General features: G+C 61.3%; 8 protein-coding genes. 2 read left to right on the forward strand and 6 right to left on the reverse strand.

Annotation, left to right across the window (positions count from 1 at the left end):
* Nucleotides 1-2: 2 nt before the first annotated feature.
* Nucleotides 3-752 (reverse strand): electron transfer flavoprotein subunit beta/FixA family protein, encoded by a 750-nt coding sequence (locus tag BB029_RS21590; protein ID WP_065940716.1) that lies wholly within the window; start codon nt 750-752, stop codon nt 3-5.
* Nucleotides 753-1,285: 533 nt separating this feature from the next.
* Between BB029_RS21590 and BB029_RS21595 the strand changes: the two genes are divergently transcribed.
* Nucleotides 1,286-2,950 carry an electron transfer flavoprotein-ubiquinone oxidoreductase gene (locus BB029_RS21595; RefSeq protein WP_065940717.1) on the forward strand — a complete coding sequence of 555 codons (1,665 nt, stop codon included), beginning with the start codon at nt 1,286-1,288 and terminating at the stop codon, nt 2,948-2,950.
* A gap of 80 nt (nt 2,951-3,030) precedes the next feature.
* On the opposite strand, the gene BB029_RS21600 is transcribed toward BB029_RS21595, so the two are convergent.
* Nucleotides 3,031-3,924 carry an AraC family transcriptional regulator gene (locus BB029_RS21600; protein ID WP_027603629.1) on the reverse strand — a complete coding sequence of 298 codons (894 nt, stop codon included), beginning with the start codon at nt 3,922-3,924 and terminating at the stop codon, nt 3,031-3,033.
* Nucleotides 3,925-4,106: 182 nt separating this feature from the next.
* Between BB029_RS21600 and BB029_RS21605 the strand changes: the two genes are divergently transcribed.
* Nucleotides 4,107-5,159, forward strand: coding sequence for an NAD(P)-dependent alcohol dehydrogenase (locus BB029_RS21605; RefSeq protein WP_065940718.1), 1,053 nt, complete (start codon nt 4,107-4,109; stop codon nt 5,157-5,159).
* Here the strand turns inward: BB029_RS21605 and BB029_RS21610 are convergent, their stop codons facing one another.
* From BB029_RS21610 to BB029_RS21625, 4 genes are all read right to left on the reverse strand, one after another.
* Nucleotides 5,160-5,963 (reverse strand): IclR family transcriptional regulator, encoded by an 804-nt coding sequence (locus BB029_RS21610; protein WP_027603627.1) that lies wholly within the window; start codon nt 5,961-5,963, stop codon nt 5,160-5,162.
* 87 nt (nt 5,964-6,050) lie between these two features.
* Nucleotides 6,051-7,016, reverse strand: coding sequence for an L-arabinose ABC transporter permease AraH (gene araH / locus BB029_RS21615; protein ID WP_065924819.1), 966 nt, complete (start codon nt 7,014-7,016; stop codon nt 6,051-6,053).
* A gap of 19 nt (nt 7,017-7,035) precedes the next feature.
* A complete protein-coding gene (gene araG / locus BB029_RS21620; RefSeq protein ID WP_065940719.1) occupies nt 7,036-8,535 on the reverse strand; it encodes an L-arabinose ABC transporter ATP-binding protein AraG in 1,500 nt (499 codons plus the stop codon).
* Nucleotides 8,532-9,230 (reverse strand): substrate-binding domain-containing protein (locus BB029_RS21625; protein WP_065939866.1); only part of this gene is annotated, 699 nt, incomplete at its 5' end. The genes araG and BB029_RS21625, both read right to left, overlap by 4 nt.

The following is a 9,230-nucleotide window of genomic DNA, read 5'->3' on the forward strand; positions in this document are numbered from 1 at the left end:
GATTAGATTACCTTCGCTTCGTTTTTCAGTTTCTCGACCAGTTCAGCCACCGACTTGACCTTGATGCCCGCGCTGCGTGCAGCCGGCGCTTCGACTTTGACGGTCTTGTTGGTGGAGGCGGTGGAAACGCCCAAAGCATCCGGAGTCAGCACTTCGAGAGGCTTCTTCTTGGCTTTCATGATGTTTGGCAGGGACGCGTAGCGCGGCTCGTTCAAACGCAGGTCGGTGGTGACGATGGCCGGCAGTTTCAGGGAAACCGTCTGCGCGCCGCCATCGATTTCGCGGGTTACGGCAACCTTGTCGCCGCTCACTTCGACTTTCGAAGCGAAGGTGCCCTGGCCGTAACCGGTCAGTGCAGCCAGCATCTGGCCAGTCTGGTTGTTGTCGCTGTCGATCGCCTGTTTGCCGAGGATCACCAGCTGAGGCTGTTCCTTGTCGACAACGGCCTTGAGCAACTTGGCCACGGCCAGGGAGGTCAGTTCTTCAGCGGACTCGACCAGGATAGCGCGGTCGGCACCCAGTGCCAGGGCGGTACGCAACTGCTCTTGAGCAGTGGTCGGGCCGATGGAAACCACAACGATTTCAGTCGCCACGCCTTTCTCTTTCAGGCGTACGGCTTCTTCCACGGCGATTTCACAGAAAGGGTTCATCGACATCTTGACGTTAGCAAGGTCGACGCCGGAATTGTCCGCCTTGACGCGAACTTTCACGTTGTAATCGACAACGCGTTTGACAGCTACAAGAACCTTCATGGATTCCTCGTTACTCTCCGGTGAAAAGAAAGTCGCCTAGGCGAACCTGGCGGTTGATGCTCATCGGCACACAAGGGCACCTCCAAAAACGGCGGCGAATGACCTTGCTCACGGGAAGTGATGACCGTTCGTCAGTGGTGACTGGGAGGTCATTCTTTATCGCGGCGTGTAAACTGCGCGCCATCAATTAAACGCGCGTCACCTGTTTTGCCTTTGCCGTGCTTTTGGACGTGCTCTTGAAACCTACAGTCTGCCTACGGTCTGTGCAAAACCGACCGTATATTGACCGGAACGCCTATTCTGGTCAATACGGCAAAATGGCCAGTCATAAGCCGCGTTGCTTTGATTTACCTAGCCTGCGGGCAATTCAAACAAACGTTTGTATTGGACGCTGACAGTGGTCTATATATAATGCGCCACCTAGAGAGACAGGTGGGTCATCCCCTGCCGTTGCGCACGGCGATGACGGACACGACACCGAACCTCCACCCATTAGAAAAAAAGCCTGTTGAGCCTTGAGTAGGAGATAGCCTGTGGAACGCGAATACATGGAATTCGACGTGGTCATCGTCGGCGCTGGCCCGGCGGGCCTGTCTGCCGCCTGCCGACTGAAGCAGAAGGCCGCCGAAGCCGGTAAGGAAATCAGCGTCTGCGTGGTCGAGAAAGGCTCCGAAGTGGGCGCACACATCCTCTCCGGTGCCGTGTTCGAACCCCGTGCCCTGAACGAACTGTTCCCGGACTGGAAGGAACTCGGCGCCCCGCTCAATACCCCCGTGGTGCGCGATGACATCTATGTGCTGCGCAGCGCCGACACCTCCACCAAGGTGCCTGACTTCTTCGTGCCCAAGACCATGCACAACGAAGGCAACTACATCATCTCCCTGGGCAACCTGTGCCGCTGGCTGGCCCAGCAGGCCGAGAACCTGGGCGTGGAAGTCTACCCAGGCTTCGCCGCCCAGGAAGCACTGTTCGATGAAAACGGCGTGGTGCGCGGGATCATCACCGGTGACCTCGGCGTCGACCGTGAAGGCCAGCCAAAAGAAGGCGTCTACACCCCGGGCATGGAACTGCGTGGCAAGTACACGCTGTTCGCCGAAGGCTGCCGTGGGCATATCGGCAAGCAGTTGATCCAGCGTTTTAACCTGGACAGCGACGCCGACGCCCAGCACTACGGCATCGGCCTCAAGGAAATCTGGGAAATCGACCCGGCCAAGCACCAGCCAGGCCTGGTGGTGCACACCGCCGGTTGGCCGCTGGACATCATGAGCAACGAGAACACCGGTGGCTCGTTCCTCTATCACCTGGAAAACAACCAGGTGGTCGTTGGCCTGATCGTCGACCTGTCCTACAGCAACACCTTCCTGTCGCCCTTCGATGAGTTCCAGCGCCTCAAGCACCACCCGGTGCTGGCCCAGTACCTGGAAGGCGGCAAGCGCATCAGCTACGGCGCACGCGCCATCTGCAAAGGCGGCCTGAATTCGCTGCCGAAGATGGTCTTCAAGGGCGGCGCGCTCATCGGCTGCGACCTGGGCACCCTAAACTTCGCCAAGATCAAGGGCAGCCACACCGCCATGAAGTCCGGCATGCTCGCCGCCGACGCCGTGGCCGACCGCCTGTTTGCCGAGTCCGAAGGGGGTGATGAGCTGACCGCTTACGTTGACAGCTTCAAATCCAGCTGGCTCTACGAAGAACTGTTCGCCAGCCGCAACTTCGGCCCAGCGATGCACAAGTTCGGCCCGATCATCGGCGCCGGCTTCAACTGGTTGGACCAGAACATCCTCGGCGGCAAGATGCCGTTCACCCTGCACGACACCAAGCCGGACTACGCCTGCCTGAAGCTGGCCAAGGACAGCAAGAAGATCGACTACCCGAAACCCGACGGCAAGCTGAGCTTCGACAAACTGAGTTCGGTGTTCATCTCCGGTACCAACCACGAAGAAGAGCAGCCGTGCCACTTGAAGTTGAAAGACCCAAGCATCCCGATCGGCACCAACCTGCCGCTCTACGATGAACCGGCGCAGCGTTACTGCCCGGCCGGCGTGTATGAAGTGATCACCCAGGAAGACGGCGAGAAGCGCTTCCAGATCAACGCCCAGAACTGCGTGCACTGCAAGACCTGTGACATCAAGGACCCTTCGCAGAACATCACGTGGGTCACACCGGAAGGTGCGGGTGGGCCGACTTACCCGAATATGTAAGCCAAGCGAGGCTCCCGAATGGGAGCCTTTTTTATGCAGTCAAACTCGGTCAACTGTGGGAGGGGGCTTGCCTGAAATGACTATGCAGCCCGCTCTTCGCCAGGGTTACGCTCGAAGTAGCGCTTGTACTCGCGACTGAACTGCGACGTACTCTGGTACCCCACGCTGTGCGCCGCCTGCGCCACGCCCATGCCCTCCACCAGCAGCAACTGCTGAGCCTTGAGCAAGCGCAAACGCTTCAAGTACTGCACCGGCGACAGCAGCGTGCAACGCTTGAAATGCTCGTGAAACGTCGACGCACTCATATGCGCGTACCCCGCCAACGTCTCGATATTCAGCGGCTCGGCGTAATGGGCATGCAGGTGATTCAACGACGTGGCGATCCGCGAAAACTGCCCCTGCTGTTCCACCAAGGCGCGCAGCACATCGGCCTGGGGGCCACGCAAGGCGGTGAACAATAATTCCCGCACCCGCGCCGGGCCCATGATCCGGCTTTCCAGTGGATCGTGCAGGCACTGCAGCAGCCGCTCCACGCAGCCGCGCATGGCGTCATCCAGGACCACCGAACTCATCGACTCCAGGGTTTGCGCGGTCGGCGGCGGACCGGCCTGCATGCCCATGGCCATCACCAACTCACCCAGCACCACGCGGTCGATGCCCACAGTCACCCCCAGCAGCGGCGCACCGGGCGCCATGGCGAATGTCTCGCACTCGAACGGCACCGGCATCGCCTGGATCAAGTAGTGCCCGGCGCCATACTCCAGCGTACGCGGGCCCAGGTAGGCGACCTTGCTGCCTTGGGCGACGAACATCAGGCTCGGCTCGTAGATCTGCGGGCCACGTGCCACGTCGCAACTGGCGCGCAGTACTTGCACACCCGGCAGGTGGGTCGGGGAGAAACCGTCGCGGGACGTCAGCCCCTCGATCAGGGCAACCAGCGTGGCGTTGGCATCAACATGGCGGGTCAACAGCATGGCAAAAAACTTCGCGAATAAGGGATGAGAGCATCATCGCAGGTCTGGCCGCCGATGAATCCAAACAGGGGGCACTCCCGGACGAATAGGCATGAGACTCGGAGCAATCGCCATGGCCGCATCAGGGGGTGACGGGGAAAATGGCCCGCCTCATCTGTCCCTGCTTTTGCGAGGTTTTCGCCATGTATACCGCCATCGGTTACGCCGCCCAGTCGGCCACCACTCCCCTCGCCCCCATGTCGTTTGAACGCCGCAGCCCGCGCGCCGATGACGTGGCCATCGAGATTCTCTACTGCGGCGTGTGCCACTCCGACATCCACCAGGCGCGCAACGAATGGGGCATCGCCGTGTACCCGCTGATGCCGGGCCACGAGATCGTCGGCAAGGTCACCGCCGTCGGCGCCAGCGTTACCGCGCATAAAGTCGGCGACCTGGTCGGCGTCGGCTGCATGGTCGATTCGTGCCGTCACTGCGAAGCGTGCAAATCGGACCTCGAGCAATATTGCCTCGAAGGCCCGACCATGACCTACGCCACACCGGACCGCGTCGACGGCAGCAACACCATGGGCGGTTACTCCGACAGCATCGTGGTCAGCGAGCACTTCGTGGTGAAGATCCCGGCCAAGCTCGACCTGGCCAGCGCCGCGCCGATCCTGTGCGCGGGCATCACCACCTATTCGCCGCTCAAGCACTACGGCGTCAAGGCTGGCGACAAAGTCGGGATTCTCGGCATGGGCGGCCTGGGCCATATGGGCATCAAGTTCGCCAAGGCCATGGGCGCGGAAGTGACACTGTTCACCCGCTCGGCGAGCAAGGCTGAAGAAGGCCGCCGCCAGGGTGCCGACCATGTGATCGTGTCCACCGATGCCGAACAGATGCAAGCCGCCGCCGGCAGCTTCGACTTCCTGCTCGACACCATCCCGGTGCAGCACGACCTGAACCCCTACCTCGACGTATTACGCTTTGATGGCGTGCACATCCTGGTTGGCCTGATCGAGCCCGTGGACCCACCGGTCAACGCCGCCAAACTGGTATTGGGGCGTAAAGTGCTGGCCGGTTCGCTGATCGGTGGCATTGCCGAAACCCAGGAAGTCCTGGATTTCTGCGCCGAGCATGGCATCACCTGCGACATCGAAATGCTCGACATCCGCCAGATCAACGAGGCTTACGCCCGCATGATCGCCGGTGATGTGAAGTACCGCTTTGTCATCGACATGGCGACCTTGAAGGTCTGATCAGGCCTTCGCACCCAACTCCGCCGACAGCCGCGCTGCGACCTGTTTGATCACAGGGATCAGCTCGGCCATTTTCTCCAGCGGCATGTAGGGCACAGTACTGGCGATGCTGATGCCGGCGACGATTCGCCGGCTGGCATCGCGCACCGGTGCCGCTACGCAACGGATCGACGGTTCGTTGTCTTCCAGGTCGAACGCATACCCGCCCACCACATACTCACGCATGCGCTGCTCGAACTGCGCCCAGGATTGTTCTGGATGCTGCGGCCATTGCAGGTTTTTCCCACCCGCGGGCAGGCTGGTCTCGTACAAGCGCTGCCACTCTTGCACCGAGTCATCCAGCAGCATCGCCTTGCCCACGCCCGTGCGCGCCAACGGCATGCGATGGCCGACCCGCGAGCGCATTTCCGGACCGTTGCGGCCAGGGTTCTTGTGCAGGTAAAGCACGTCGTCGTATTCGCGAATGGCCAGGTGGATGGTGTCGCCGGTCAATGCCGACAGCTCATCCAGGTACGGCACCGCCAGGGTCACCAGCGGCAGCTCTTCGCGGGCCTGAAACCCCAGTTCGATCAACTTCGGCCCCAACAGGTAGCCGACTTGCGGTACCACGCGCAGGTAACGCTCTTCCACCAGGCAACTGGCCAGGCGGTGGGTGGTGCTGCGGGTGGTGCCGATGCGCCTGGCGATCTCTTTCAGATCCCGCGCTCCGGCCGCCACCGCCTGCACGACGCCCAGGCCACGCAGCAGGGTCTGGGTGCCGGTGGGGGCAGCGTCTTTGACGGGGGTGTGGGCGTTTTCCTGCATATCGGGCCTATAGGTATGAAAGCGGGGGCATTATGGCAAATACCGCCCCTCAATACAGTGGCGATCCAAAGGTGGGAGGTGTTCGATCTAGCGCTGCTTCATGCGGTCGATGATGACCGCCAGCAACAGGATCGAGCCGCGGATCACGTACTGGTAGAAGGTGTCGATATTCTTCAGGTTCATCGCGTTCTCGATGATCGCCAGGATCAGCACACCCGCAATCACATGGCGGATCATGCCGATGCCGCCGCTCAACGACACCCCACCCAGCACGCAGGCGGAAATCACCGTCAGCTCGAACCCTTGGCCGATCATCGGCTGGCCAGAGGTCATGCGCGAAGCGAGGATCACCCCGGCCAGCGCGCCGATCAGGCCGTGCACGGCAAAGATGATGATCTTGGTGCGATCAACGTTCACCCCGGCGAGCAACGCGGCCTCCTGGTTGCCGCCGATGGCCATGGTGTTGCGCCCATAGGTGGTGTAGTTCAACAGCCAGCCAAAAAACACAAAGCACAGCACGGTGATGATGATCGGCACCGGCACGCCCAGCAGTTGGCCGTTGCCGAACACAAAGAAATCCTCGTTCATCACCCCCACCGCCTTGCCGTTGGAGAAGATGTAGGCCAGGCCGCGCACGATCTGCATGGTCGCCAACGTCGCGATCAACGCATTGATACGCAGCTTGGCGATGACAATGCCGTTGATCAGCCCCACCACCAAACCCATGGCCAATGCAGCGGATACACCGAGCGCCACGCTGTCGGTGTCGCGAATCACGATCCCCGCCACCACACCGGCGCAGGCGATCACCGAGCCCACCGACAGGTCGAAGTGCCCCGACGCCAGGCAGAACAGCATGGTGCAGGCGGCGATGCCCACGGTGGAAATCGCCAGGCCCAGGCCACGCATGTTCAGCGGCGAGAGGAAGTTGTCGATAAACAGCGCGCTGAGCACAAAGATGCCCAATGCCGCCAGCAGCATCACCCAGTCATCGAGAAACTTGCGCTGGTTGAAACCCGGCCAGAAGCCCTTTGCAGTTTTTACCTGAGACATGCCTACACCCTCTTATTCTTCAAGCCCGCGAACGCGGGAGTGCCAATTGCAGCAGGCGTGCTTCATCCGCTTGATCGCGGCTCAGCTCGCCGGTCAGCGCGCCTTCGCTCATCACCAGGATGCGATCGGAGATGCCCATCACTTCCATCAGGTCGCTGGACACCACAATCACCGCAATGCCACTGGCGGCCAGGTTATGAATGATCTGGTAGATCTCCGACTTGGCGCCGATGTCGATACCACGAGTCGGCTCGTCCAGCAGCAGCACCTTCATCGGCATCGACAGCCAGCGGCCGAGAATGGCTTTCTGCTGGTTGCCGCCGGACAGGTACATGATCTTTTGCGCGGCGGTCGGGGTTTTGACCTTCATTGCCTTGATCTGCTGGTCGGCATTGCCCTTTTCCCAACCGTCGCGCAGCAACCAGCCAAACGAAGAGTGGGCTCCACGGGCGCTGATATTGATGTTCTCGGCGACGCTGGACAGCGGAATGATGCCTTCCTTCTTGCGATCTTCCGGGCACAGCAGTACACCGGCGGCGATGGCATCACGCGGTGAGCGCAGTTGCAGGGCCTCCCCGCATAACTCAAGGCTGCCGGCGCTGGCGCGTTCCAAGCCGCTGAGCAAACGGAACAGCTCCGTGCGCCCTGCCCCGACCAAGCCGAACAACCCAAGGATTTCGCCTTTGCGCACCTCAAAACTGATCGGCTCACGCAAACCCGGCCCCAACAAACCGTCGACCTTGAGCGCCACCTCGCCGTGCTCGCGCGGGCGGTAGTCGTAGATGTCCTGGATGTCGCGACCGACCATGCAGGTCACCAACTGGTCGTGGGTCAGCGCGCTCATGTCATCGAAAGTGCGCACGTAGCGGCCGTCCTTGAACACCGTCACCGCGTTGCAGATGCGGAACACTTCTTCCATGCGGTGCGACACATAGAGCACCACTTTGCCCTCGTCCCGCAGGCGCGCGATGATCGCCATCAAGCGGTCGATCTCCCGCGCCGACAGGCTGCTGGTGGGTTCGTCGAAGGCAATCACATGGGCGCCACGGGACAGCGCCTTGGCGATTTCCACCAGTTGGCGCTGGCCCAGGGACAGGCGCCCGAGTTTTTCCTCGGGGTCGATTTCATCCGCCAGGCCCTTGAGACAGGCCAGGGCCTGCTTGCGCAGCAGGCCCCGGTTGACCACGCCGAAGCGCGCGGGCAAATGCCCGAGGAACAGGTTTTCGGCGACGGTCATTTCCGGCACCAGATGCAGTTCCTGGTGGATCACCGCCACGCCACTAGCGATGCTGTCGGCGGCGCATTTGAACGCCATGGTCTGCGCGCCGATCTGCACGCTGCCGCTGCTGGGAATATAGGCGCCGCCGAGGATCTTCAGCAGCGTCGACTTACCGGCACCGTTCTCGCCCATCAAGGCGTGCACCTGCCCCGGGTGGGCGGTGAAGCTGATGCCGTCCAGCGCCTTGACCCCGGGAAAGGTTTTGCCGATAGCGTCGAAACGCAGGGCCGCCGCCGTCATTTCCACAGCCCGATCTTGGTCAGTTCTTCCTGGAAGTTGGCACGGGTGATCAGGGTCACTTCATCCATGGCCGTGTATTTAGGCGGCTCGGTGCCCTTGGTAACCCACTCGTACATCATCAACGCAGTGTTGTAGCCCTCGATGTGCGGGCTCGGCAGCATCGAGCCGAAGAAGCCGCTGTTGGCCTTCTTCAGTTCGCCGATGGCGTCGGTACCATTGATGCCGATACCGATCACATTGGCCGCAGCGAAGCCGGCGCTTTCGGTGGCGCGCACGCCGCCGAGCACGGTGTTGTCGTTCATGCCGCCGATGATCAGGTTTTTCGCACCGCTGGGCAGCTTGACCAGGGCCGAGTTGGTGGCGTCCATACTGCCGGGGACGTCGAGGGTTTTCAGTGCAGCCGTCAGGATGTGGTCCTTGGGAATACCGGCTTCTTCGAGGGATTTGATCGAGCCGTCGGTGCGTTTCTTGCCGGTGTCGAGTTCATTGAAGGTGTTGATCACCGCGTAGGTGTCCTTCCAGACCCAACCACGTTTTTTCGCTTCGGCGGCCATGGCGGCGCCTTGCTTCTGGCCCACTTCAAACGCGGCCATGCCCAGGTACGGCACGTCCTCCATGAAGTTGCCCTTGGCGTCGACAAAACGGTCATCCACGGCAATCACTTTCAAGCCGTTGGCCTTGGCCTTGGCGACGAT

Source organism: Pseudomonas sp. S3E12 (genome assembly GCF_001702295.1).
Taxonomy (GTDB): Bacteria; Pseudomonadota; Gammaproteobacteria; order Pseudomonadales; family Pseudomonadaceae; genus Aquipseudomonas; species Aquipseudomonas marginalis.

What these genes read in the sequence shown, in the direction of transcription:
- BB029_RS21590 (WP_065940716.1), bottom strand. Translation starts at nt 752, where the DNA reads ATGAAGGTTCTTGTAGCTGTCAAACGCGTTGTCGATTACAACGTGAAA.
- BB029_RS21610 (WP_027603627.1), bottom strand. Translation starts at nt 5,963, where the DNA reads ATGCAGGAAAACGCCCACACCCCCGTCAAAGACGCTGCCCCCACCGGC.
- araH (WP_065924819.1), bottom strand. Translation starts at nt 7,016, where the DNA reads ATGTCTCAGGTAAAAACTGCAAAGGGCTTCTGGCCGGGTTTCAACCAG.
- araG (WP_065940719.1), bottom strand. Translation starts at nt 8,535, where the DNA reads ATGACGGCGGCGGCCCTGCGTTTCGACGCTATCGGCAAAACCTTTCCC.
- BB029_RS21600 (WP_027603629.1), bottom strand. Translation starts at nt 3,924, where the DNA reads ATGCTGTTGACCCGCCATGTTGATGCCAACGCCACGCTGGTTGCCCTG.
- BB029_RS21605 (WP_065940718.1), top strand. Translation starts at nt 4,107, where the DNA reads ATGTATACCGCCATCGGTTACGCCGCCCAGTCGGCCACCACTCCCCTC.